Origin of the sequence: Stenotrophomonas sp. 59 (assembly GCF_030291095.1) — a bacterium.
GTDB classification, from domain to species: domain Bacteria; phylum Pseudomonadota; class Gammaproteobacteria; order Xanthomonadales; family Xanthomonadaceae; genus Stenotrophomonas; species Stenotrophomonas maltophilia_Q.
On record NZ_CP127408.1, the window covers coordinates 2303544 to 2326528 of the forward strand.

Annotated in this window: 17 protein-coding genes; 9 read left to right on the top strand and 8 right to left on the bottom strand. The window is 64.9% G+C overall.

Annotated elements, in window-relative coordinates; all coding sequences use genetic code 11:
* Position 1 precedes the first annotated feature (1 nt).
* Together QP552_RS10770 and QP552_RS10775 are read left to right on the top strand one after the other, a co-directional pair.
* Entirely contained in the window at positions 2-1705 is a 1704-nt protein-coding gene (locus QP552_RS10770; protein WP_106548490.1) for a fructose-specific PTS transporter subunit EIIC, read from the top strand.
* 81 nt (positions 1706-1786) lie between these two features.
* Complete coding sequence (locus tag QP552_RS10775) at positions 1787-3040, top strand: carbohydrate porin (protein ID WP_286073596.1); 1254 nt, start codon at positions 1787-1789, stop codon at positions 3038-3040.
* Positions 3041-3082: 42 nt separating this feature from the next.
* On the opposite strand, the gene QP552_RS10780 is transcribed toward QP552_RS10775, so the two are convergent.
* Positions 3083-4012: an aromatic alcohol reductase gene (locus QP552_RS10780; RefSeq protein ID WP_286073597.1), complete on the bottom strand. Its 930-nt coding sequence runs from the start codon at positions 4010-4012 to the stop codon at positions 3083-3085.
* Positions 4013-4107: 95 nt separating this feature from the next.
* Between QP552_RS10780 and QP552_RS10785 the strand changes: the two genes are divergently transcribed.
* Both QP552_RS10785 and QP552_RS10790 read left to right on the top strand, forming a co-directional pair.
* Positions 4108-4521 (top strand): helix-turn-helix domain-containing protein, encoded by a 414-nt coding sequence (locus QP552_RS10785; protein ID WP_286073598.1) that lies wholly within the window; start codon positions 4108-4110, stop codon positions 4519-4521.
* 49 nt (positions 4522-4570) lie between these two features.
* Positions 4571-5170: a fasciclin domain-containing protein gene (locus QP552_RS10790; protein WP_286073599.1), complete on the top strand. Its 600-nt coding sequence runs from the start codon at positions 4571-4573 to the stop codon at positions 5168-5170.
* A gap of 74 nt (positions 5171-5244) precedes the next feature.
* On the opposite strand, the gene QP552_RS10795 is transcribed toward QP552_RS10790, so the two are convergent.
* Positions 5245-6444, bottom strand: coding sequence for a serine hydrolase domain-containing protein (locus QP552_RS10795; protein ID WP_286073600.1), 1200 nt, complete (start codon positions 6442-6444; stop codon positions 5245-5247).
* A gap of 419 nt (positions 6445-6863) precedes the next feature.
* On the opposite strand from QP552_RS10795, the gene QP552_RS10800 reads away from it, so the two are divergent.
* Positions 6864-9530 carry a TonB-dependent receptor gene (locus QP552_RS10800; protein WP_111111687.1) on the top strand — a complete coding sequence of 889 codons (2667 nt, stop codon included), beginning with the start codon at positions 6864-6866 and terminating at the stop codon, positions 9528-9530.
* 114 nt (positions 9531-9644) lie between these two features.
* Positions 9645-11105 carry an MFS transporter gene (locus QP552_RS10805; RefSeq protein ID WP_286073601.1) on the top strand — a complete coding sequence of 487 codons (1461 nt, stop codon included), beginning with the start codon at positions 9645-9647 and terminating at the stop codon, positions 11103-11105.
* Positions 11106-11167: 62 nt separating this feature from the next.
* Here the strand turns inward: QP552_RS10805 and QP552_RS10810 are convergent, their stop codons facing one another.
* The gene (locus tag QP552_RS10810) at positions 11168-12214 is read right to left on the bottom strand and encodes a LacI family DNA-binding transcriptional regulator (protein WP_111111688.1); all 1047 of its coding nucleotides are present in this window, start codon (positions 12212-12214) and stop codon (positions 11168-11170) included.
* Positions 12215-12430: 216 nt separating this feature from the next.
* Here QP552_RS10810 and QP552_RS10815 point away from each other — a divergent pair, with 216 nt between their 5' ends.
* Both QP552_RS10815 and QP552_RS10820 read left to right on the top strand, forming a co-directional pair.
* The gene (locus QP552_RS10815; RefSeq protein WP_286073602.1) at positions 12431-15007 is read left to right on the top strand and encodes a glycoside hydrolase family 3 protein; all 2577 of its coding nucleotides are present in this window, start codon (positions 12431-12433) and stop codon (positions 15005-15007) included.
* Between the two features lie 191 nt (positions 15008-15198).
* Positions 15199-16446 carry an arsenic transporter gene (locus QP552_RS10820; RefSeq protein ID WP_286073603.1) on the top strand — a complete coding sequence of 416 codons (1248 nt, stop codon included), beginning with the start codon at positions 15199-15201 and terminating at the stop codon, positions 16444-16446.
* A gap of 25 nt (positions 16447-16471) precedes the next feature.
* Here QP552_RS10820 and QP552_RS10825 read toward each other — a convergent pair whose 3' ends face one another.
* From QP552_RS10825 to QP552_RS10845, 5 genes are all read right to left on the bottom strand, one after another.
* A complete protein-coding gene (locus QP552_RS10825; RefSeq protein ID WP_286073604.1) occupies positions 16472-17911 on the bottom strand; it encodes a porin in 1440 nt (479 codons plus the stop codon).
* A 135-nt stretch (positions 17912-18046) separates the two neighbouring features.
* Complete coding sequence (locus QP552_RS10830) at positions 18047-18823, bottom strand: ABC transporter permease (RefSeq protein ID WP_005409726.1); 777 nt, start codon at positions 18821-18823, stop codon at positions 18047-18049.
* Positions 18807-19640 carry an ABC transporter ATP-binding protein gene (locus QP552_RS10835; protein WP_057504056.1) on the bottom strand — a complete coding sequence of 278 codons (834 nt, stop codon included), beginning with the start codon at positions 19638-19640 and terminating at the stop codon, positions 18807-18809. The genes QP552_RS10830 and QP552_RS10835 overlap by 17 nt, the downstream gene beginning before the upstream one ends.
* 14 nt (positions 19641-19654) lie before the next feature.
* Positions 19655-20713 (bottom strand): ABC transporter substrate-binding protein, encoded by a 1059-nt coding sequence (locus tag QP552_RS10840; RefSeq protein ID WP_111111692.1) that lies wholly within the window; start codon positions 20711-20713, stop codon positions 19655-19657.
* A gap of 76 nt (positions 20714-20789) precedes the next feature.
* On the bottom strand, positions 20790-21911 hold the full coding sequence (locus tag QP552_RS10845) for a 4-oxalomesaconate tautomerase (RefSeq protein WP_111111693.1): 1122 nt from the start codon (positions 21909-21911) through the stop codon (positions 20790-20792).
* A gap of 109 nt (positions 21912-22020) precedes the next feature.
* On the opposite strand from QP552_RS10845, the gene QP552_RS10850 reads away from it, so the two are divergent.
* The gene (locus tag QP552_RS10850; RefSeq protein ID WP_111111694.1) at positions 22021-22923 is read left to right on the top strand and encodes a LysR family transcriptional regulator; all 903 of its coding nucleotides are present in this window, start codon (positions 22021-22023) and stop codon (positions 22921-22923) included.
* Positions 22924-22985: the final 62 nt, after the last annotated feature.

Genomic DNA, 22985 nt, shown 5'->3' on the forward strand with positions numbered 1-22985 from the left:
CATGCACGCTTCCACCGTAGTCATCGCCGCTGGCGAGCGCAGCATCGAGGCGGTTCTTGCCGCCGAAGCGCTGCGCCGCGCCGCCCGCCAGCGCGGGCTCGAGCTGATGATCGAGATCCGCAGCGACCAGGGCGTGACCGGCGCACTGCCTGCATCGAACGCCGCCGCCGCGACGCACCTGCTGCTGGTGGGTGATGGTGAGGCGGACATCGCGCGCTTCGCCAATGCTGAGATCGCGCATGCCAGCCTGGGCGAGGTACTGGACGACCCGGTTGCGGCGCTCGCACCGCTCGCGGCCGCATATTCGAACGACGCCGGCACGAATGCGGGCAAGCGCATCGTTGCCGTTACCTCCTGCCCCACCGGCATCGCTCACACCTTCATGGCGGCAGAGGGGCTGCAACAGGCCGCCAAGGCGCTGGGCCATGCAATCCGGGTCGAAACACAGGGTTCGGTCGGCGCGCAGGACGCGTTGAGCGACGAAGAAATCGCCACCGCAGACCTTGTTCTGATCGCCGCAGACCGCGAAGTCGATCTGTCGCGCTTCGCTGGCAAGCGTCTTTTCAAGAGCGGTACCAAGCCGGCGATCAATGACGGCCAGAACCTGATCCGCAAGGCACTGGCCGAGGCCGGCGTGCAGGCAGGTACGGCAACATCGGGGCGCACGACCGAAAAGACCAAGGCCACCGGGCCCTACAAGCACCTGATGACCGGCGTGTCGTTCATGCTGCCGTTCGTCACTGCTGGCGGCCTGCTGATCGCACTGGCATTCGCGCTCGGCGGCATCTATGCCTTCGACGATGCCCACAAGGGCACGCTGGCCTGGTCGCTGTTCCAGATCGGCGCCAAGTCCGGCTTCATGTTGATGGTGCCGGCCCTGGCCGGTTACATCGCCTACTCCATCGCCGACCGCCCCGGCATTGCGCCCGGCATGATCGGCGGACTGGTAGCAGTGAACATGGATGCTGGCTTCATCGGCGGCATCCTGGCTGGCTTCATTGCCGGTTATGGCGTGCACTGGATCAACCGTGCGCTGCGCCTGCCGCGCAGCCTTGAAGGCCTCAAGCCGGTGCTGATCCTGCCGGTGCTGGGCACGCTGCTGGTCGGCCTGTTGATGATGTACGTGATCGGTACGCCCGTGGCCGGACTGCTGGCGTGGCTGACCGACTGGCTGCGCGGCATGCAGGGCAGCAGCGCGATCCTGCTTGGCCTGCTGCTGGGTGGAATGATGGCGGTGGACATGGGCGGGCCGGTCAACAAGGCGTCCTACGCCTTCTCCACCGCATTGATTTCCAGCCAGGTCTACACGCCGATGGCGGCGACGATGATCGGCGGCATGACGCCGCCGCTGGGTATCGCACTGGCCACATGGCTGTTCAGCAACCGCTTCACCGCCGAAGAGCGTGGCACGGCCGGTGCCGCCGGCGTGCTTGGCCTCAGTTTCGTGACCGAAGGCGCGATCCCCTACGCCGCGCGTGATCCGCTGCGCACCATTCCAGCGCTGATCCTTGGTTCCGCGGTGGCGGGTGCGATCTCGATGGCCGCAGGCGTCGAACTGAAGGTGCCGCACGGCGGTGTCTTCGTGCTGCCGATCCCGAATGCGGTCACCCACCTTGGCATCTACCTGCTGGCGCTGTTGGCCGGCGTGGCCGTCACTGCGGTCGCGCTGCGCATCCTCAAGAAGCCGGTCACCACGCCAGCCTGACCCTTGCCCCTCACGGTCCTTCCGCAGTCCCTGTGCATGCAGGGATCCAGCGACCTGCGCCCTGCACACGGAGCTCCGCCCATGACCTGCTCTTTCCACCGCCTGTTGCCGGCAGCGATCCTGCTGGCCCTGCCGTCGCTGGCCGCAGCCACCGACGCGAGCGACGTCCTCACCCCCAAGCTGTCGTACACCGGCGAAGCGGCCGCCACGCTCGACGGCGGCAAGCGCAGCGGCACGGCCTATGCCGGCCAGCTGATGTTCGGCGCCGACGTGAACCTGGACGCCGCGTTCGGCTGGCGGGGCGCAACGATCAAGGCCTACGGCATCAACCGCCACGGCACCAACCTCGCCAACAGCAGCACAGGCAACAGCACCTCGGTGCAGGAAATCTACGGCGGCCAGGGCACGCGCCTGGCCAACCTGACGCTCGAGCAGAAACTGCTGGACGACCGGCTGGTGCTTGAGGCGGGACGCAGCGTTGCCAACATCCATCATCTCGGTTCGGAGTTGTGCCAGTACTTCCAGGGCAACTCGGCCTGCGGCAACCCGACCTATGTGTTCCGTACCAGCAACTTCACCTGGTGGCCGGTATCGAGCTGGATGGCTGATGCCACGGCATGGGTGACGCCGGATGTCTACGTACGCGTGGGCGCGTACCAGGTCGACCCGAGCCAGGCCGAAGATGGCCAGCACGGCCTGAAATGGAGCACGAACCAGGCCACCGGCTGGATCGTGCCCTACACCATCGGCTGGCGCAGCCCCGCGTCGGCGCGCTTGAAGGCCCGCTACGAACTGGGTGGCTGGCAGGACAACTCGACCTACCGCGACCCGCTGCGCGATGCCAACGGCATGCCGGCGCTGCTCAGTGGCCAGGAACACGCGACACGTCACGGTCGCTCCGGTGCATTCGCCCGCTTCGAGCAGCAGCTCACCAGTGATGGCAGCGACCGTGGCCTGACCCTTTTCGGCGCCGCGCTCAAGGGTACCTCCGGCCAGTTGATAGAGGATCACTTCCTGCAGGCCGGGCTGGTGCAGAAAGGTACGTTCGCCAGCCGGCCGCAGGACAGCATCGCCTTCGTCGTGACCCAGCAGAAGTACAGCAGCATCGCGCTGGAGAACCTGCGCCTTGCCCGTGCCGCAGCGGGCGGCAGCGGCACCCCGCACGGGAGCCAGGTGATGATGGAACTGAGCTATGGCATCCAGGTCACCCCGCAGCTGCGGGTCGCGCCGAACCTGCACTACATCGTGCATCCGGACCAGTTCAACGAACCCGCACGCCAGCATGATCTGCCGAATGCGCTGATCGCCGGCCTGCGGGTCGATTGGAGTCTGTAGGAGAATCCGTTTTCGTCCACGCGATTGCCGCTCAACGGCTCATCAAGTCTCGAAGTGGGCTTTCAGCCAGTCGTCGACACCCTCCAGTTTCACGCCAATGCTGGCATTGAACGTCCCGTCCAGGCTCCAGGAGACGCCCCTGCCCTGGGCGAAGGCAGCACGGTACTTCCTGATCATGTTTGATGGGTCACTGGCAAGCTCCTCCATCAGCTGGGGAACGCTCCACACGATCAGCTTGAAAGGAACACCGAACTTTTCCTCAAGGATGGCGGGCAGCTGCTCATAACGGACCGTGTCTCCCGCAAGATAGACGATCTCGTTTCGAAGGGGGGGCGAGTGGAAGACGATCTGTGCAGTCATTGCACCGATGTCCTCCGGTGTGGTCAGCGTAACCGCATTGGAGGCTGTGCCAAGTGCATTGACCTTTCTGCCGGGAAGATCGATGACGCCAAACTCCGGCTCGAAGAGGTAGCTGGTGAACATGCCGGTGGAAATGACCACCCAGTCCATTTCGGCCTGTGAGCGGAGATAGTCGCGTACATCCAGCTGGGCGTCGAAAAGATCCTGTGGCCCGCCGCGTCCGATGGCGTCAAAGTCGACCCCGAATTGCCAAGGGAAGTACCTGGTAATGCCCGACTTCGCGGCGGCGCGCGCTACCTTCATGGGAGTGTCGCGGCCAGCGGCGTAACCGGTGCAGCCGATGACCGTGTCATAACCGGAAAATAGATCAGCCAGCTCATCGACCGTGGCAGTGACCAGGTCGCCAGGAACAAGGGCCACTCCCAGCGAGCGGATCTGGTCAATGACCGTACGCTTGTCCGGTAGTGTGGATTCAATCGACGCAGGCCTCAGCATCACGCTGATGGTTGCGTCATGCACAACCGCGAGCTGGGCCAGGTTGCGGATGACGGGCATTCCGAGTTCGCCGGCACCCAGGACCAGGATTGAGCGGGAAACAATCGGGGGAGACATTGAAACCACCATCAGTGTGTACGATGGCGGCGATTCTGCGCCCCTCCCTAGTTGCCACGTAAGAAGGTACACCGATGATACCGACCGCACCGTTCATGAGCACCGATGAGCTTCTGCGACATTCACAATCGATATGCGACGGCATGAGTGCGGACGACGACGGTCTGCGCCGCGAGGTGCTCGCGCATGCCGGCAGCCGCTGGTCGCTGGGCATCATTCACGCCCTGGGGGTCTACGGAACACTGCGTCACGCCGATGTGGCGCGGCGGATGAAGGGAGTCACGCAGCGTATGCTGACGCGTACCCTGCGTCAGCTTGAAAGGGACGGACTGATCCATAGGCAGGATTTCCGTGAGGTTCCGCCGCGCGTGGAGTACACCATCACTCCGCTGGGCAGGGAGCTGCTGGTTCTTATGATCCCGATGTGGACCTGGGTAGTGGGACACGCCGAGGAATTCCGCCGCTGCCGGGAGAATTTCGACGCGCACCAAGGCCCTCCCCCTGACTGACCAGGCCTGCATCCGGTGCATCCAGGCGCTCCCGCCAGCCGTATGTAGGATGCCCGCGCTGTGCGGGCATCCTACCGAGGAACGCACCGTGAACGCTCTTCAGCGCATCGCCGCCGCAGTCAGCTTCGCCGTACTCGTCTCAGCCGCTTCCGCCAGCTTCGCCGCAGATACCGTGATGGTTGGCGGGGCCGAGATGTACCCGACCAGGACCATCGTTGAAAACGCTGTGAACTCCAGGGATCACACCACTCTGGTGGCAGCGGTCAAGGCCGCGGGCCTGGTCGACACGCTCAATGGCGCCGGTCCCTTTACCGTCTTCGCACCCACCAATGCCGCCTTCAACAAGCTTCCAGCAGGCACGGCCGATGCACTGGTCAAGCCTGAAAACAAGGCACAGCTCACCCGGATCCTCACCTACCACGTGGTCCCAGGACGCTTCAGTTCCGCCCAGCTCCTGGCCGATGCCAGGAAGCACGGTGGAAAAGCCACGCTGAAGACTGTGCAAGGCGAGCCGCTTACCGTGGCACTTCATGACGGCATGTTGTGGGTGATCGACGCCAAGGGCGGCAAAGCAGGTATCAGCATCGCCGACGTCAACCAATCCAACGGCGTCATCCACGTTGTTGATGCTGTGCTGATGCCGAAGTAGTGGCACGCCCTGCCACTCCGGCCAGCAGCATGACGTAGCGGACGAGGACCCGGGCACAGGCCCGGCTCCTCCCGTCACTGAAGCGCCTGGGCCAGTTTGAGTACATCCGCCGGGAACGTCGCGTAGTCATCCAATGGCGCGCGATGGGTGTCGCGTCGGTGGATGAGGCGCACGGCAACCACCCGCTGTTGCGGAACGATGACCAGGTGCTGGCCCAGGTAGCCATTGGCGGCGTAGGCAACGGTTGGGCCGCGTTGGATGTCGAACATGTCGGAGAGCTTGAGTCCACGACCGGTGATCTCGCTGCCATAGTGCTGCGGCCAGTCCGCCCCAAGTCGCTCGGACATGTACGCAATCAATGCACTCCTGCTGTCGAATGCCCTGCCCCCGGTTGCCAGCAATGCCTGCTGGACCGGGGCGCTGACTTCATGCTGCGCCAGGAAGCCGGCCATCTGGCCTTTCAGCTCATAACGCTCCCATGCTGGAATGCGCCACCACAGGAGACCAACATCCGGCGAGCGGGCACTTGCTCCAGTCAGCAGCGCCACAGACCGTTCGCTCAGCACGCGCGTACCCGCCGGGGTGACGCCGCCATCAAGCAGCAGCTGTCCGATGGTCGCCAGATCGCGGGCGCTCAGCGACAATCCGGCCATGCCCAAGGGCGTGCCCGCATCGTCCTTCAACCACGTATATCGGGCAATGCCCAGCGGTTTGAACAGGCGCGCCTCAAGGTAGGCATCCATCGGTTCCCCTGCCAGACGCTCGACAATGCCGGGCAGCAGATTGGTAGCCTTGTTGTTGTAGGAGAACGTGGTGCCTGGATCGCGGCTCAGCTCTGCCGCCAGCGCAAGCTTGACCAGGTCCGGCGCAGCTTCCAGCTCTTCCCCCGCGTTGGCCACGTTCTGCAGGCCAGAGGTATGGTCCAGCAGCATGCGTACCGTGATGTCCCTTTTCCGCCCCTGCTTCCACTCCGCGAAGATGTTGCTTACCGGCTCGTCGATCGAGGCCAGTTTTCCCTCGTCCAGCAGAAGCACGATGGCCAGCGCCACCACCGACTTGGTGGCCGACATGAGGTGAATCGGCTCCTCGCCCGTCCCTGGTTGGGGCTCCAGCAGTGTTTTTCCATCCTTCCAGACAAGTACCGCGTCAGAATGCGCGGCACGGGCATTGTGTTCGATTGTCGCGACGGCGTCGGCCGTGGTGGTCGTGGTGGCCAGTACAGGGACGGCCAGCATCAAGGCCGCGAAGCTGGACAGCCATCGTGCAGTTTTCATGGGCATCTCCTACGGTGAATGCCTGGTTACATTGACTACAGGTGTAGTCACGACCGAGTGCCTGAAGTCATGCCCGACCACATGGCAGCATCATCACGTCGCCACCCGCATGGCCCCCGCAGCCCGCCAGGGGGACACGCGAAGTCGATGGCCCTTGCTGCCGGCCTGCGTTCTGATCGCTCCAATCCGGCGGGTGCAGCCGTACGCCGAGCGCAACGCCGCCCGATTTCGTTTCGCACTGCAGCAAATGCGGCGTGCCAAACAGCACTTCTGATCGCTCAACTGTCTGATTTCCCGAGCTTCTGGTCATCCATCGTTCATTCTGATTGACAGCGTTGTCAGGTCGCACTTACAAGAGCCCACGTCCGGCGCACGGCGCGGGAACGTCCAGACATCATCTATGGGGAGAGAGGGACCCTATGACCGGCCATTTCAGGAAGAGCACACTCGCACAGGCAGTCCTTGCCACCATCGTCACCGCCACTGCGGCGCTGCCGGTCGCGGCGCAATCAGCCAAGGAAAGCAGTTCCACCGCCACCAGCGAGGCACGGGAGGCCTCGACGTTGGACGCCGTCATCGTCACTGTCGAACGCCGGGAACAGGACCTGCAGAAATATGCAGGTACCGCCCAGGCAATTTCCGCGGACGATACGCGTGCGCTGGGCATCAACAATGAGCTGCGCAACATCCAAGCCCTGGTGCCAGGCATGAGCATGGCCAACCAGGAAGGCAACCTGGAGATCTTCATCCGCGGCGTGGGTTCTTCGAACAACACCGAGCTGGGTGATCCGGGCGCCGCGCCCCACATCAACGGGGCCTACATTGCACGACCGCGCGGTCTGGGCGGCATGTTCTACGATGTCGAGCGGGTGGAAATCAACAAGGGCCCGCAGGGCACGCTGCGCGGCCGCAATGCGCTGGCCGGCACGCTGAACATCATCACCAAGCGCCCTGACCTGGAAGCCTTCGGCGGGTACGTTCAGGCCGAGGCCGGCAATCGTGACCATCGCGGTGGCGAATTCGCCCTGAATCTTCCGATCGGCGGTGGCGCGGCCTTCCGGGTGGCTGGCTACAAGGTGGAGAAAGACTCTCCGTTCAAGAATGCTGGGCGCGCGCAGGACCTGGAACCGGCTGGCGTGCAGGACGACCGGGGCGCACGCCTGTCGTTCCTCTACCAGCCGGATGACAAGCTGTCGATCTTCGCCATGGCCGACATCGGCAAGGAAGGCGGTACGGGCTATCCAGGCGCCAACGTCTACACCGCCGCCAAGGCCGGCTACCTGCCGGACGATGTCGACCTGCGAAAGATCATCTACCGCGGCGCGCAGGGCAAGCTCGACAGCACCAACTGGGGGGCGCAGACCAGCATTTCCTATGACTTCGGCAAGGTGGCGGTGGAGTACAACGGCAGCTACCGCAACGTGGACTACCGCCAGACCAATGCGCAGAGCGAAGGCATCCTCTGGCCGGGCCGCAACATCGATCCGGTATCACCCAGCAACCCGGGCGGCATCGACTACGACAACTACTCCACGCAGTATTGGCTGACCGAGTCGGAGTCGCAGGTACATGAGCTGCGGTTCACGTCCGACCAGGACGAACGGCTGCGCTGGACCACCGGCCTGTTCCACTTCAATGAGGACCAGCGGGTGGGCTACCTTTCGCTGGTGGACAAAGGGCGCTGGTATTCGGGCACTGAATTCACCATGCCCAAGGTCAATGGCAAGTCATCCGCCGTTTTCGCCGACGGTACATTCGACGTCAACGATCGCCTGCGCCTGAAGGGCGGCCTGCGCTACTCCGAGGAGAAGAAGTCGCGTTACGGCATTGGCGGCAACTGGTCGCTGGGCTTGCCTGGCCAGGGCGGGGACTTTGCCACGCGCCTCGGCACGCCCGGCTTCGAGCCGGCTTTCATGAGCCGTCCGAACTTTGACGTCAGCAACATCACCTCGCAGGCGGAGATGGCCCGCTTCCTGCTGCAGGGTGTGCTGCGACATGGTCGCAACGACACCTTGCTGCAGCAGATCGGCGCGGTGCCCGATGGCGGCCCATTCGGTTGCGTGGATCGCCCCGACATCGGTGGCGATACCGTCGATTGCCCGTACCAGAGCTGGGCCCAGGTCAGCGCGATTCCGGCCCAGCAGTTCGGCAAGAGCAAGTTCAGCTTTACCGACTGGCGCGCGGGTTTCGAGTACGACGTGAGCGATGACAGCCTGCTGTACGGACTGGTGTCGACCGGCCACAAAGCGGGGGGCTTCAACGACACGTTTGATCCGAAGGAGATTCCTGAGACCTTCAAGCCCGAATCGATCATTGCCTACGAAATCGGCAGCAAGAACTCCTTCCAGATGCTGGGTCGCACCTCGACCTTCAACGTCAGCGGGTTCTATTACGACTACAGCGACCAGGTGTTCCAGGACCTGGCGGTGATCGCCACCAACCCGACCACCGGTGAAGCGACCGGCTATGCCCTGGTCAACCGCAACGTCGGCAAGTCCGCGGTGTACGGCCTGGAGGCGGAAAGCACCTTGCGCTTTCCGCACAATTTCATGGTCAACATCAACGCGCTCTGGATGGATAGCGAGATCAAGCGTGGCACCGTCGCCGATGTCCGCAGCCAGAACTACGACGCCGGTGGTGCCACCTCGCTGATCGACCTGTCCGGCAACGAACTGCCGCTGGCGTCGAAACTTACCTTCAACGTAAGGCTGCAGCATACGACCGAGCTGCGCTTTGGCACCTTCGACTGGCAGTTGCTGGCCTCCTACCGCTCGGCCTTCTACCTCACCCAGTACAACAACCGGGACGTGGAGTTCATCCGACAGGATCCAGCCAGTGGCGAGCTGGTCCATGACCGTACCGAAAGCGCCGCTGCGGCCGGCTTCCCTGACCGCCAGAAGGGCGAGACCACCTTGAACGCGGGCATCGGTTTCACCTCACTGAGCGGCAACTGGCGCGTGGAAGCCTGGGGCAACAATCTGTTGGGCAACGATGTCTCGCAGAAGGCCCTGGTGGGTTCCGGCATCAACGTCCGCTTCCTGAACGACCCGCGCAGCTACGGCCTGCGCCTGCGTTACCAGTTCTGAGCAGCGCAGCCTTGAAGGAGGGCCGGTTTCGCCGGCCCTCCGCGCGCAATCACCACGTCCTGCCCTGTGCGACAACGCACGGGGCGTCGTCCTGCCCGTGATGACACGAGAATCATGAAACACACAACCCGCTGGTCGCAGTTCGGTGTACTCATCACCGTCTTTTTCTTCTGGGGTTTCGTCGCTGCAAGCAACGGCATCCTCATTCCGGTGTTCAAGAAAGCGTTCCATCTCAGCCAGGCACAGAGCATGTACGTGGCGATGGCTTTCTACGTTGCCTACACCGCCGGTTCGCTGATCTACATCGCCATCTCCCGCGCCATCGGCAACGACCTGCTGCATCGGGTGGGCTATCGCAACGGCATCTGCCTTGGCCTGCTGGTGTCCGCGCTCGGTGCCCTGCTCTTCTATCCGGCGGCCAATACCGGCTCGTTTGCACTGATGCTGTCCGGCCTGTTCATCGTGGGCCTGGGCTTCTCGCTCCAGCAAATCGCAGCCAATACGCTGGCGGTGATCATGGGTGATCCGGCCACCGGATCGCAGCGCCTGACCATGGCCGGCGGTGTCAACAACCTGGGCGCAACGGTAGGCCCACTGCTGGTGAGCATTGCCATCTTTGGCAGCGTGTCAGCGGGCAACACAGAGGCGAGCATCGAGAGCGTAAAGATCCCATACCTGGTGCTGGGTGCCGCCTTCGTACTGGTCGCCGTGCTGCTGCGGTTCTCGAGCGTGCCCAATCATGTCGAGCTGCGCGCCACGGTCCCCGCAGGTGCGACCGGGGCGAATCACCAGGCAGATCGCGGATCTGCGCTCTCCTATCCGCAGCTGGCGATGGGCATGATCGCGATCTTCCTCTACGTCGGCGTGGAGGTGTCGACCATCGACAATCTTCCAGCCTACCTTGAGCAACCCTTGAGCAAGGGTGGGCTGGGCCTGGAAACCTCGGTGATCGCCCCGTTCGTCTCGCTGTACTGGGCCAGCCTGATGATCGGCCGCTGGGGTGGTGCCGCCGGAGCGTTCGACGTGCGCGCAGGCACGCAGAAGCTGCTGATGCTGGTGCTGCCGTTCATTGCATTTGCCATCTACCTTGCCGTCAACGCGATCTCTGGCCACAACTCCGCACAGTTCCTCCACTACGCGCCGGTGATCGTCCTGATGATCATCGCCACCCTGGCCAGCAAGGGCAATCCATCACGCATGCTGCTGTACTTTGCCGTGTGTGGCATTGCGGCGCAGCTGGTCGGCATGTTCACCACCGGAATGACCAGTGTGATTGCCTTCATCAGTGTCGGGCTGTTCTGCAGCACGATGTGGCCCTGCATTTTCACCCTGGCCATCACGGGCCTGGGCCGCCACACCAACCAGGCAAGCAGCCTGCTGATCATGATGATCATGGGCGGCGGCATCGTCAGTTGGGCGCAGGGGGCACTGGCCGACAAGGTCGGCGTGCACTACAGCTTCATCATTGGCGTGCTGTGTTTCTGCTATCTGGCGTTCTACGCGTGGGCGGCGGGCCGTACGCTGCGTCGCCAGGGCGTAGACCTGGAGCGATTGGCCACCGAAGGCGGCCACTGAGCCGCACCCCTGCTCTGCCAGCATGGCGTGCCGGCCGCGCCGGCGCGCCATCGCACCTGCGCTCAATCGTGACGGGCCGGCCCCGTGGATCGCCGGACCTTCAGGGCGTAAGCAATATCGACCACGCCACCGCTCCCGAGCGCGCGCACTTCCTTGATCAGCTCCATGGCCGCGCGCCGGCCCATCTCACGGGTGGGCTGGCAGACGGTGGTCAATGCCGGATAGATCTGGCGGGCGATCGGCGTGTCATCGAAACCGCAGACCGAGATATCGGCTGGCACCGACAGGCCGTGTTCGAACACCGCACAGATGACGCCTGCCGCCATATCGTCGTTGGCGGCGAAGATGGCGGTCGGCCGATCAGGCCGAGCAAGCAGCGCGTTGGCGCCGATGTAGCCGGATTCGTATGAGAACTCGCCTTCCAGGACCAGGCTGGGGTCGTAGCGCAGGCCTGCCCTGCGCAGGCCTTCGCGATAGCCTGCCAGGCGCCACATGCTTGCACCATGCGCGGCGTGTCCCTTGATATGGGCGATACGGGTATGGCCCAGCGAAGCCAGGTGCGCGATCAGCGCTACCACCGCGCCGATTTCATCCACGACGACGCCCACGTTCCGGTTCTGTTCCTTCGCCGAAATGCTGGAATACGGGATGCCGAGGTCGACCAGGCGTTCCAGCAGGGCGGTGTCGTCTGTCAGCGGCGGCGTCAGCACCACGCCGTCGAGCTGCGACTGCATGATCAATGACTCGACCTTTTCCACGATATCGGCCGCGTCGTAGATCAGCGGAGCGAGCATCAGGTTGTAGTGCTGTTCCATGCACGCGTCCAGCACCCCCATCTCGATCTCCATCAGATAGTTCGAGGAGGGATTATCGAAGAGCATCGCAATGAGGTAGGAACGCCGGCCAGCAAGGACCCGTGCCGAGGGCAAGGGGCGGTAGCGCAGTTTTTCCACCGCCGCGTCCACCCGGGCCCGGGTGCTCTTGGAGACGTTCGGCTCGTTGTTGAGCACCCGCGAGACGGTCTTCATCGAGACACCGGCCGTTGCCGCGACATCCTCGATCCGCACGCGTCCCGGCCTGCCTGCGAGCACCTGCTCAGCTCCCGGCATCCCCCGCCCTCTGCCCGTCATAGCCTCACCATCTTTGCCTGAATCCTGCACCACGGGATGTGGATGCAGATGCAACTTTATCCTCAAAACCCATGCCGCTGTGCAGCAAGCATTCGTCCCACGGGCTGGGTATGCTCGGTTTTGACTGACAACGCTGTCAGGTTGCTTTCCGGCCGCCGAGCCCACCCAAGCCACCCTTCCGAGATGATTGTTCCGATGAACGTCCGTCATTCCGATCGTGCGAAGCGCAACCCCGTGTTCCATCCCCACCGCCTGATGCTGGCTGCGGCGCTTGCCATGGCCCTGGTACCTGCGTCCGGTGCGGCCCCTGCCGCGGTGAACGACGCAGGTACCATCACGCCCGCGCACTGGCCCAGGGCAACCTGGCCGCTGGCCAACGATCCGGCCATGGAACGACGCATCGACGCGCTGATCGCATCAATGACGCTGGAAGAAAAGGTCGGCCAGATCGTGCAGGGTGATATCGCCAGCATCACGCCCGATGACGTGCGCAGATATCGGTTGGGTTCAATACTGGCAGGCGGCGCATCCGACCCAGGTGGCCGCTACAACGCAAAGCCCGCCGAATGGCTTGCGCTGGCCGACGCGTTCTGGGAAGCGTCGATGGACACGCGCAACGGTGGCAAGGCCATTCCCATCGTCTGGGGCATTGATGCGATGCATGGCCAGAGCAACGTGGTGGGTGCCACTCTGTTCCCGCACAACATCGGCCTGGGCGCAGCGCGCAACCCGGAACTGCTGCGCGAGATCGCAAGGATCACCGCGGCCGAAACCCGCGTGACCGGCATGGAATGGACCTTCGCACCGACCGTGGCCGTCCCGCAGGATGACCGCTGGGGGCGCACGTACGAGGGCTACTCGGAAGATCCGGCACTGGTGGCCAGCTATGCAGGGGCCTTCGTCGAAGGCCTGCAGGGCAAGGCGGGGGCCGCGGACTTCCTCGACGACCACCACGTGATGACCACGGTCAAGCATTTCCTCGGCGATGGCGGCACGGGCAACGGCAAGGACCAGGGCAACACCACGGTCAGCGAGGCCGAATTGCGTGACATCCATGCCGCAGGATACCTGCCGGCGATCAATGCGGGCGCGCAGTCGGTGATGGCGTCGTTCAACAGCTTCCATGGCGAGAAGATGCACGGGCACAAGCCACTGTTGACCGATGTGCTGAAGGGTCGGATGGGCTTCGGCGGCTTCGTGGTCGGTGACTGGAACGGCCATGGCCAGATCAAGGGCTGCAGCAACACCGACTGCGCGAAGACCTACGTCGCCGGCCTGGACATGGCCATGGCACCGGACAGCTGGAAGGGGATGTATGAAAGCACGCTGGCCCACGTGAAGGACGGCAGCTTGCCGGAGGCGCGGCTGGACGATGCCGTTCGCCGCATCCTGCGGGTGAAGATGCGCATGGGCCTGTTCGACAAACCCAAGCCCTCCGAGCGCGCATTGGGCGGCAAGTTCGAGCTGCTCGGGGCGCCGGCGCATCGCCAGGTGGCGCGGCAGGCCGTGCGTGAATCGCTGGTGCTGCTCAAGAACCAGAACCAGCTGCTGCCACTCTCGCCGAAACAGCGCGTACTGGTTGCCGGCGATGGCGCCAACGACATGAGCCGTCAGGCGGGCGGCTGGACGCTCAGCTGGCAGGGCGATGGCACGCGTCGCGAGGACTTCCCGAATGCGGAAACGATCTGGGAAGGTCTGCAGGCACAGGTCAAGTCGGGAGGCGGCCAGGCGGAACTGGCCATCGATGGCCGTTACCGCAATCGCCCCGATGTAGCCATCGTGGTGTTCGGCGAAGATCCCTACGCCGAATTTCAGGGCGACTTGCCCAACCTGATGTTCAAGAACGGCAAGTCCGGAGACCTGGAGCTGATGCGACGCCTGAAGGCAGACGGCATTCCGGTCGTGGGGGTGTTCCTGAGCGGGCGCCCGCTGTGGCTGAACCGCGAAATCAACGCCGCCGATGCCTTCGTGGCTGCGTGGCTGCCGGGCTCGGAAGGTGGGGGCGTGGCCGATGTGCTGCTGCGCGGGGGCGATGGGCGCGTACAACACGACTTCCGCGGAAAGCTGAGCTACTCCTGGCCACGCCGCGCCAACCAGTACGAGAACAACGTGGGGCAGAAGGACTACGACCCGCAGTTCGCCTTCGGATACGGCCTGACCTATGCCGACAAGGGAAATCTACCTGCGCTTTCCGAAGACCCCGGCATTGATCCGGACGCCGCGGGTAGCGGCACCCTGTTCGAGCGTGGTGTAGCCGGCACCGGCCTGATGCTTCGCCTGACTGCCGCCAATGGCGAATCGACCGATGTCGTGCATCCCAATGCAACCACTGCCGACCAGTCACTGGCGATGGTCGCGATCAACACCGATGTGCAGGAGGGCGCACGCCAGTTCAGTTTCCGGGCGCCGGCCACGGTGGCGTTGCAGGCCAGTACTCCGCTGGACTGGTCGCGCGAGACCAACGGCGAGCTCTCCGTGGTAGCGACCGTGCGTGTCGAACAGCTCCCGGCGGAATCCGCAGTGACACTGGGTACCGTCTGCGGGGCGGCGTGTGCTGCCGAGGTTGCGCTGGGCCCTGCGCTGTCGGCAGCGCCGCGGAATGAGTGGGTCAGGTTGGGCGTTCCCCTCAAGTGCCTGGCCAAGGCCGGGGCAGACATGAGCCGCTTGAGCGTACCGTTCGCACTGCGCGCCGGAAAGGGCACAACGCTTGCGATCACATCGGTCGTACTGGGCACGGAGTTCGATCGCAAGGTGGAGTGCGCGACGCAGTAGGCGCCGTGTTGAATGCCTTGGCGCGGCCGTCACGGAACGCGCCGCGCCAGGGCATTCGCTGGGCAGCCGGCACGGTATGATGCCGCAACCCCGGCACTTGCACTGATCGCAGCGGGCGCCTGCACGCCGATCACGTACGCCGGAGAACCGGCGGCGGGGTCGATGGATGGCACCACGCACGCCCCTACTCCATGCTCGCTTCCCATTCTTCGCTCATCATCTGGATGGCGGTGGCCATTGCCACTGTCGGCCTGCTGTTCCGCCCGTTCCGCATCCCGGAGTACGCGTGGGCGCTCGGCGCGGCCGCGTTGCTTCCGCTCAGCGGCACCGTGTCGTTCGGCACTACCTGGCACGCAGTCGCCGAAGGCCGCGACGTCTACCTCTTCCTGGTCGGCATGATGGTGCTGGCCGAGCTCGCCCGCCGCGAAGGGCTGTTCGATTGGCTGGCGCTGTATGCGGTGCGGCATGCGGGCGGCTCGGGGCGGCGCCTGTTCGACCTGGTGTTCCTGGTCGGCACGCTGGTAACGGTATTTCTTTCCAATGATGCGACAGCCGTGGTGTTGACCCCGGCGGTCTACGCGGCCTGCAAGGCGGCCCGCGCCAATCCCCTGCCCTACCTGTTCGTCTGTGCCTTCATCGCCAATGCGGCCAGCTTCGTGTTGCCCATCTCCAACCCGGCCAACCTGGTGGTCTACGGCCAGCACATGCCACCGCTGCTGCAGTGGCTGGCGCAGTTCGCACTGCCCTCGCTGGCGGCGATCGGTGCGACCTATCTTGTGCTGCGCTGGGTGCACCGGCGCGAGATCGCACAGCCGCTGGTGGCCGCGCCGCAGCATCGCCCGCTGACCGAGGGCGGGCGCCTGAGTGCGCTGGGTGTGCTGTTCACCGGCAGCGTGCTGCTGGTGACCTCTGCACTTGACGGGCCGCTGGGCCTGGCCACGTTCTGCGCCGGTGCACTGAGCGTGGCGGCGGTGGTGGTTCGTCAGCGCCGCAGCCCGCTACCGCTGCTGCGCCACGTATCCTGGGGCGTGCTGCCGCTGGTGGCCGGGCTTTTCGTGCTCGTGGAAGCGGTAGCGCAGACCGGCGTGATCCAGAGTGCAGCCGGCGCTCTGCAGGCGCTGGCGAAGGCGTCGCCGCAGCAGGCCAGCTGGCTGGCGGGTGGTGCGGCCGCATTGCTCAGCAACCTGGCCAACAATCTGCCGGTCGGCCTGGCGGCCGGTTCGCTGGGCCAGATGGCAGAGCTGCCGGCACAGACCCGTGCCGCATTGCTGGTTGGCGTGGACCTGGGCCCGAACCTGTCGGTGACCGGCTCGTTGGCCACGATGCTGTGGCTGGTGGCGCTGCGTCGCGAGGGCGAGCATGTCAGCGCGCTCGACTTCCTGCGCGTCGGCGCGCTGGTGATGCCGCCCGCGCTGATCGGAGCGCTGCTGCTGCTCTGATCGGCGCGCGGGCGGCGTATCGGTGTCAGAACGCCAGCTGCAGGCGGGTATTGAAGGTAGTGCCTTCATCCCTGCCTGCTGCACTGCCACTGCGGTGGCGGGTCTGCCAACGGACGGCTTCGAACATCACGCGGCTGAAATCGTTGAGGTACCAGTTCGCGCCCAGCGTCCATGCGTGGCCGGTGCCGCCACTGGGCAGTTCGGCATAGTCCACGTCTTCATAGCGGCCCTTCAGCTCCCATGCGCCGCGACCGCCACGCGTCACCGGGTCGGCCACCTTCACGCGTCCCCAGGTACCGGTCTTGCCCGTGTAGGACGGGCGTGCGCCAGCCAGGAACCACCCGGCCGAGATCGCCCAGGCCTCGTGGTCACGATCATAACGGCCGCTGGCGTCGCTCCCCCGCAGGCTGCGGGTGCCCCATTCGCCGGTCGCCCACGCCCTTCCGAAGAAGCCGGCCAGTTCGGCACCGTAAGCCGTGCTGCGCTCGGCGCCCAGCAGTGTGCCCGGCGCGATCTTGACCAGATCGTTGAAATGCCCTGCGATGGCCGAACTGCGAACAACGCCGCTGGCGCCTGCGGCGATCTCCTCGTGGAACGCCCAGGCCCCCAGGTGCACCGTGACCGCGTCGCTGGCCACGGGGTTCCAGTGCACGCGCGTGGCCCAGGTCTGGCTGTCGTTGTCGGTGCCGGCGTTGTTGAGATCGTTGCCGGCCACCGACACGCTGGCATGCCACCCCTTTCCATACACGCGCTCGGTCAGCCCGACACCAAACAGGCCGCGCTGCGGCAGCATCAGCGTGCCGACCACGTTGCGCTCCTGGAATGGCGTGTTGGAGGTGCTGCTGGAGCCATCGAAACCGCGATCATTCAAGCGATTGCCAACCGTGAGATCGGCCGGCAGGCCGAACAGGGTGTGGTCCAGCGTGGCATAGACCGACTTCCAGGCCACCGTGTTGTCGGCGAAGTCGCCCTCCACCACCCAGCCCAGGCTTCCGTAGCGTCCCTCTGCGCCCAGGCGCACCGAACGGATCTCCGTTCCCGAAACGTTGCGGTCGGCGACCGCGGAACCGTCAGTACTGGAGGCATCGACGAACAGGCGTCCGCGGGGACGGAACACCGTATTGCCGTCGGCACTGCTGAGCTCCGGTGCGCCCTTGGCCCAGGACACCTTCGGCAGCTTGGACTGGTTGGATTCCAGTGCCGCCACCCGCGTCTCAAGCACAGGTGCGGGCTCCGGCGGCGTGGGTAGCCCGGCCGCTATGCCCTGCCCTCCCTCGACGGCGCGCAGGCGCGCTTCCAATTGCTGGATCTGCAGCGCCTGCTGCTGCACCAGGCGTGACAGTTCGGCCTGGCTCAGTGGTGCGGGCTGGGGCGAAGCAGACTGGGCGCCTGCGTGACCGCTGGCCAACAGCAGGCCGAGCGCGACCGACAGCGCTGCCAGCGGCAGCACGGTGGAATGATTCATGGGCTCTCTCTCCGGCCAGCCGGCCCCCTGGCCCGGCGCTGGCCTGTTGCGGTGGTGCGGGGGAAGATCGGGGGGAGGAAGTGCGCGCCGCCGGATCGGTCCGGCGGCGCGGCAGGCCGGCTCAGCGCAGCCGGTTCAGCTGGTGGCCTGTGCCTGGGCGTTGGGACGCCAGGTGATCAGCTTGTTCTCGACCACGTCCAGCAGGGCGTCGATGACCAGCACGAAGGCGGCCAGGATGATGATGCCGGCGAACACGCCCACGGCATTGAAGTTGCCCTCGGCCTGCGCGATCAGGTAACCCAGGCCCGCCGAGGCCCCGAGGTACTCACCGATGATCGCGCCGACCACCGCGAAGCCCACCGAGGTGCGCAGCGAGGACAGGATCCAGCTGGCTGCTGCGGGGAAGTAGACATGGCGCAGCAGGTCGCTGCGGCTTGCGCCCAGGATGCGGGCATTGGCCAGCACCACCGGATTCACCTCGCGCACGCCCTGCATGGCATTGAAGAACGTGGTGAAGAACACCAGGGTGACCGCCAGCGCCACCTTCGACCACAGGCCCAGCCCCAGCCACAACACGAAAATCGGCGCCAGCACTACGCGTGGAATTGCGTTGAAGCCTTTGATGAAGGGATCGAGGATGCGCGCCGAGCGACGGCTCAGGCCCAGCCACACGCCGCCAGCCACACCCAGGCCGGTGCCGATGATGTAGCCCAGCGCGGTTTCGGTAAGGGTGATGTAGACGTGCTGGTAGAACGAGGTATCGGACAGCCAGGTCCAGGCCTGCTGCACGATCGCTGTCGGTGAAGGGAAGAAGAACGGATCGATCACGCCCAGCGCGATGCCGCCTTCCCAGCCGCCGAAAACGGCGACCACCAGGGCCAGCTGGATGAATTTGTCAGTCTTGGCGTGCATAGCTCTTCTCCACTTCGCCGCGCAGGCAGGCCCAGATGTCGCGGTACAGGTCGGTGAAACGGTCATCCAGCTTGATCTCTGCCACGTTGCGCGGACGCTCCAGATCCACGTCGAAGCTGCGCACCACGCGGCTGGCTGGGCCGGAGGACAGCACCACCACGCGATCCCCCAGGGCGATCGCTTCTTCCAGATCGTGGGTGATCAGGATCACCGAGCGCCGGTCCTCCTGCCACAGACGCAGCAGCTCGTTCTGCATCAGGTGCCGGGTGTGGATGTCCAGCGCCGAGAACGGTTCATCCATCAGGATCACCTTCGGCTCGACGATCAGCGCCTGCGCCATCTGCACACGCTTGCGCTGGCCACCGGACAGCTGGTGGGGGTAGCGATGCTCGAAACCGGCCAGGCCGACCTTGGCCAGCCACGCGTTGGCCTTGGCCTTGCGTTCGGCTTCGGGCACGCCGCGGAAGCGCAGGCCGAGTTCAACATTCTGGTAAGCCGTCTTCCACGGCAGCAGCGCATCCTGCTGGAACAGGTAGCCGACCGACTCCTGCACGCCGCTGACAGTGCGGCCATCGATGGCTACTTCGCCGGAGGACGGTTTCAACAGCCCCGCCACGGAATTGAGGATGGTGCTCTTGCCGCAGCCGGTCGGGCCGACGATGGCAAGGAACTCGCCGTCACCCACCTGGATGTCGACATCACGCACGGCGGTGAATTCGCCGAAGGACATGGTCACCTTGTTGAGGGCGACCATGGTCTGTGCAGGCTCCAGCTGCGGCGCGCCGTTGAGCTGGCGCACGGTGGCATTGAGGGCCATGGGGTTACCTCCGATCACGGTTGGGCCGCCGGCGCCGCAGCGTGGGCACGCTCGACGAAGGCATTGGTGTAGGTCCTGGACAGATCGATGTTGGCCTTGGCCACATCCGTGTTGAACTCGCGCAGCACCTTCAGTGGGGTTTCCAGGTCGGCCGGCGTGAAGTGACCGTCGCGTGTAAAGATCGCGCGGGCGTTCTCCACCGCGCGGGCATAGGTGGCGCGATCGCCGGAGACGTAGCTGTCCGGCAGCGCGGCAACGATCTCTTCGGCACTGTTGTCGGCGATGAACTTCAACGCCATCTGCTCGGCACGGGCGATCTTCTCGGCTGCCTGCGGGCGCTTGTCCAGGAAGCTCTGGTTGGCATACATCACCGACGTCGGGTACAAGCCGCCATAGACCTGGCGGGCGCCGTCGTCGCTGCGCGCGTCGAGGAGGATCTTGCCGACCTTGCGCTCGGTGATCAGGGTGGCGGCCGGGTCGTAGTTGACCAGCAGGTCGATCTTGCCCTGCTCCAGGGCGGCAACCGCTGCGGCGCCGGAGCCGACGCCGATCAGCGAGATGCTGTCGGCCGGAATATCATGCTGGGCGAGGAAGTGACGGACGAAGAAGTCTGACGAGGAGCCCGGCGCGGTGATCCCGACCTTCTGGCCCTTGATGGTTTCCGGCCGGGCCGGATCGAAGGTGGCATCCTCGCGGCCGGCCATCACCAGCCCCGAATTGCGCGAGAGCAGTACGAAGGCCACCACGTCCTTGCCCTTGGCCTGCATCTGGATGGTGTGGTCGTAGAAGCCAACGGCCACGTCGGTGGAATTGGCCACCAGCGCCTGCAGTACCTTGGAGCCGCCCTGGGCGAAGTTCTCGGTCTTCACTTCGAGACCGACATCCTTGAAATAGCCCTTGGCGTCGGCGATGAAGAACGGCAGGTTGTTGAGGTTGTAGGAGCCGACGCTGATGCGCACCGGTGCGTTGTCAGCGCTGCCTGTGGTCGCACCTTCGGCGCGGCCGCTGTTGCTGCACCCGGCCGCGGCCAGGCCGGCCGCGCACAGCGCGGCCATCAGGAACTGCTTGTACATCATCCCTCCCAGGAGTGAAGCATCTACGTTGTGGTGGCGGGGCAGGCACGCCTGTGCCGACCCAGCCGGTTTCAGATCATGCCGCTGACGTCCATTGGCGGTCTTGGGTGGTACTGGCCGTGGCGTGCGCGGGCGGAGTTGCATATACCCGACCGTCGAACAGTCGGCGTGCGGTGCGCACCACGCTGGCAATCACCGGCGTATCGTCCGAACTGCGACTGAGACCCACCTCCAGGGCCCCGCTCGGATGTTCGAGGGTAATGCTGCCGGGAACGGACAGGCATCCGACCAAAGTGTGGGCCAGCGTGCCCGGCGTGACGGCGGCGGTGGCCAGGCCGACCGCGCCGGTAATGGCCAGTGCGGTATGGCATTGGTGCGGCATGAAATAGCGCACCTGCAGATCGCCCCCATGCTGGGGCGCCGACAGCAGCACCGGCTTGGGGATGACCGTGTTGCCGGCGTCGGCGATGCCCATGCGGGCCCCCGCCTCGATGCGAAGCGATTCCAGCCGGCGCATGAACGCCGCGTCCGCGTTCAGTTCGGAGGGCGAGGCATCACCGTGCACGCCCAGGTCTTCGGCACGCACCAGCATCATCGGCATGGCGCAGTCCACCAGGCTGACCGGCACGCCATTGATGGTTTCCTGCGCGTGCCCGCTGGGCAGCAGCTTGCCGGTGCGGGCGCCTGCCGCATCGAGGAAGGAGAGCCTGACCGGCGAGGCCGAGCCCGGCGCGCCGGCAATGCGTGTATCACCGCGATAGACCACATTGCCGCCGGGCGTTTCCACCGTCGCGATGATCAGCTTGCCGGTGTTGACGTTGTGGATGCGCACCTCGGTCTGCGGATCCTGAGCCTGCACCAGCCCCCGCTCGATGGCATACGGGCCCACCGCCGCCAGCATGTTGCCGCAGTTGGGGGACGTGTCCACCACCTGCTGCTCCACCCTTACCTGGGCGAACAGATAGTCCACGTCGGCGTCTGCCCGGCTGGATCTGTCGATGATGGCCACCTTGCTGGTCAGCGCGTTGCCACCACCGATGCCGTCGATCTGCAGCGGATGACCCGACCCCATCACTTCCACCAGCAGGCGATCGCGTTCGGCGGTGTTCGCCGGAAGGTCGCTGGCCAGGAAGAACGGGCCCTTGGAGGTGCCACCGCGCATGAGCACGCAGGGAATGCTGAGCAGATCGTTGGACATACGTGTGCTAGATTGATGCGTATAGGGGATGAATGACCCCTCTGTGATTCGATACTGGCATGACCCCAATTGATCTGTGAATTGCTGATTTTTGGATGATTGATACCCAATGAGCATCAATTGCGAAATCCTCGATCTCCGCGCGTTCCTGCTGGTATCGGAGACGCGCAGCTTCCATCGGGCCGCGGAGATCCTGCACGTCTCCCAGCCGGCACTCAGCCGACGGATACAGAAGCTGGAGCAGGCGGTGGGTTCGCCGCTGCTGGAGCGCACCACGCGCAGCGTCAGCACTACCGCCGTCGGCGAGAACCTGCTGCCGCTGGTGCGTCGCATGCTGGAGGAATTCGATGGTTCACTGTTCTCACTGCGGGGCCGGGACGATACGCGGGGCGCTACCGTCACCATCGCCTGCCTGCCCACGGCGGCGTTCTACTTCCTGCCCAGCGTGATGGCGCGCTTCCACGAAGCGCATCCCAACGTGCGCTTCCGGATCCTGGATATCCCGGCGACCGAGGGCCTGCAGGCGGTGGAACGTGGCGAAGTCGAGTTCGGCATCAACTTCATGGGCGCCAACGATCCGAATCTCGATTTCGACGTACTGGCCCAAGACCCGTTTGTGCTGGCCTGCCGCCGCGACCACCCCCTGGCCCGCAAGCGCAGGGTGGAGTGGGCTGACCTGGCAGAGCATCAGCTGATCACCGTGCATCGCACCAGCGGCAATCGCACGCTGCTGGACGGCGCCCTGGCGCGCGAGAACCTCAAACTGAGCTGGCACTACGAGGTGACCCACCTGTCGACGTCACTGGGCATGGTCGAGGCCGGCATCGGCGTGTCTGTCCTGCCGAAAATGGCTACGCCGGACGGGGATCATCCCACCCTGGTGACGCGCTCGATAGGCAACCCTGTGGTGTCGCGCACGATCGGGATCGTCCGTCGCCGAGGCGCCCTGCTCTCGCCTACTGCGGAACGCTTTCTCCAGATGCTGATGAGCCAGTGGCGCGGGGAGACCTGAGCATCGTTTGCTGGACAGGCCGACCCCGGATCTTGCCGAGGGTGGTGGCCGGGCATGGCTCG

Excerpts from the sequence above, each read along its gene's own strand:
- QP552_RS10770 (WP_106548490.1), top strand. The coding sequence starts at position 2 with ATGCACGCTTCCACCGTAGTCATCGCCGCTGGCGAGCGCAGCATCGAG.
- QP552_RS10775 (WP_286073596.1), top strand. The coding sequence starts at position 1,787 with ATGACCTGCTCTTTCCACCGCCTGTTGCCGGCAGCGATCCTGCTGGCC.
- QP552_RS10780 (WP_286073597.1), bottom strand. The coding sequence starts at position 4,012 with ATGTCTCCCCCGATTGTTTCCCGCTCAATCCTGGTCCTGGGTGCCGGC.
- QP552_RS10785 (WP_286073598.1), top strand. The coding sequence starts at position 4,108 with ATGAGCACCGATGAGCTTCTGCGACATTCACAATCGATATGCGACGGC.
- QP552_RS10790 (WP_286073599.1), top strand. The coding sequence starts at position 4,571 with ATGCCCGCGCTGTGCGGGCATCCTACCGAGGAACGCACCGTGAACGCT.
- QP552_RS10795 (WP_286073600.1), bottom strand. The coding sequence starts at position 6,444 with ATGAAAACTGCACGATGGCTGTCCAGCTTCGCGGCCTTGATGCTGGCC.
- QP552_RS10800 (WP_111111687.1), top strand. The coding sequence starts at position 6,864 with ATGACCGGCCATTTCAGGAAGAGCACACTCGCACAGGCAGTCCTTGCC.
- QP552_RS10805 (WP_286073601.1), top strand. The coding sequence starts at position 9,645 with ATGAAACACACAACCCGCTGGTCGCAGTTCGGTGTACTCATCACCGTC.
- QP552_RS10810 (WP_111111688.1), bottom strand. The coding sequence starts at position 12,214 with ATGCCGGGAGCTGAGCAGGTGCTCGCAGGCAGGCCGGGACGCGTGCGG.
- QP552_RS10815 (WP_286073602.1), top strand. The coding sequence starts at position 12,431 with ATGAACGTCCGTCATTCCGATCGTGCGAAGCGCAACCCCGTGTTCCAT.
- QP552_RS10820 (WP_286073603.1), top strand. The coding sequence starts at position 15,199 with ATGCTCGCTTCCCATTCTTCGCTCATCATCTGGATGGCGGTGGCCATT.
- QP552_RS10825 (WP_286073604.1), bottom strand. The coding sequence starts at position 17,911 with ATGAATCATTCCACCGTGCTGCCGCTGGCAGCGCTGTCGGTCGCGCTC.
- QP552_RS10830 (WP_005409726.1), bottom strand. The coding sequence starts at position 18,823 with ATGCACGCCAAGACTGACAAATTCATCCAGCTGGCCCTGGTGGTCGCC.
- QP552_RS10835 (WP_057504056.1), bottom strand. The coding sequence starts at position 19,640 with ATGGCCCTCAATGCCACCGTGCGCCAGCTCAACGGCGCGCCGCAGCTG.
- QP552_RS10840 (WP_111111692.1), bottom strand. The coding sequence starts at position 20,713 with ATGTACAAGCAGTTCCTGATGGCCGCGCTGTGCGCGGCCGGCCTGGCC.
- QP552_RS10845 (WP_111111693.1), bottom strand. The coding sequence starts at position 21,911 with ATGTCCAACGATCTGCTCAGCATTCCCTGCGTGCTCATGCGCGGTGGC.
- QP552_RS10850 (WP_111111694.1), top strand. The coding sequence starts at position 22,021 with ATGAGCATCAATTGCGAAATCCTCGATCTCCGCGCGTTCCTGCTGGTA.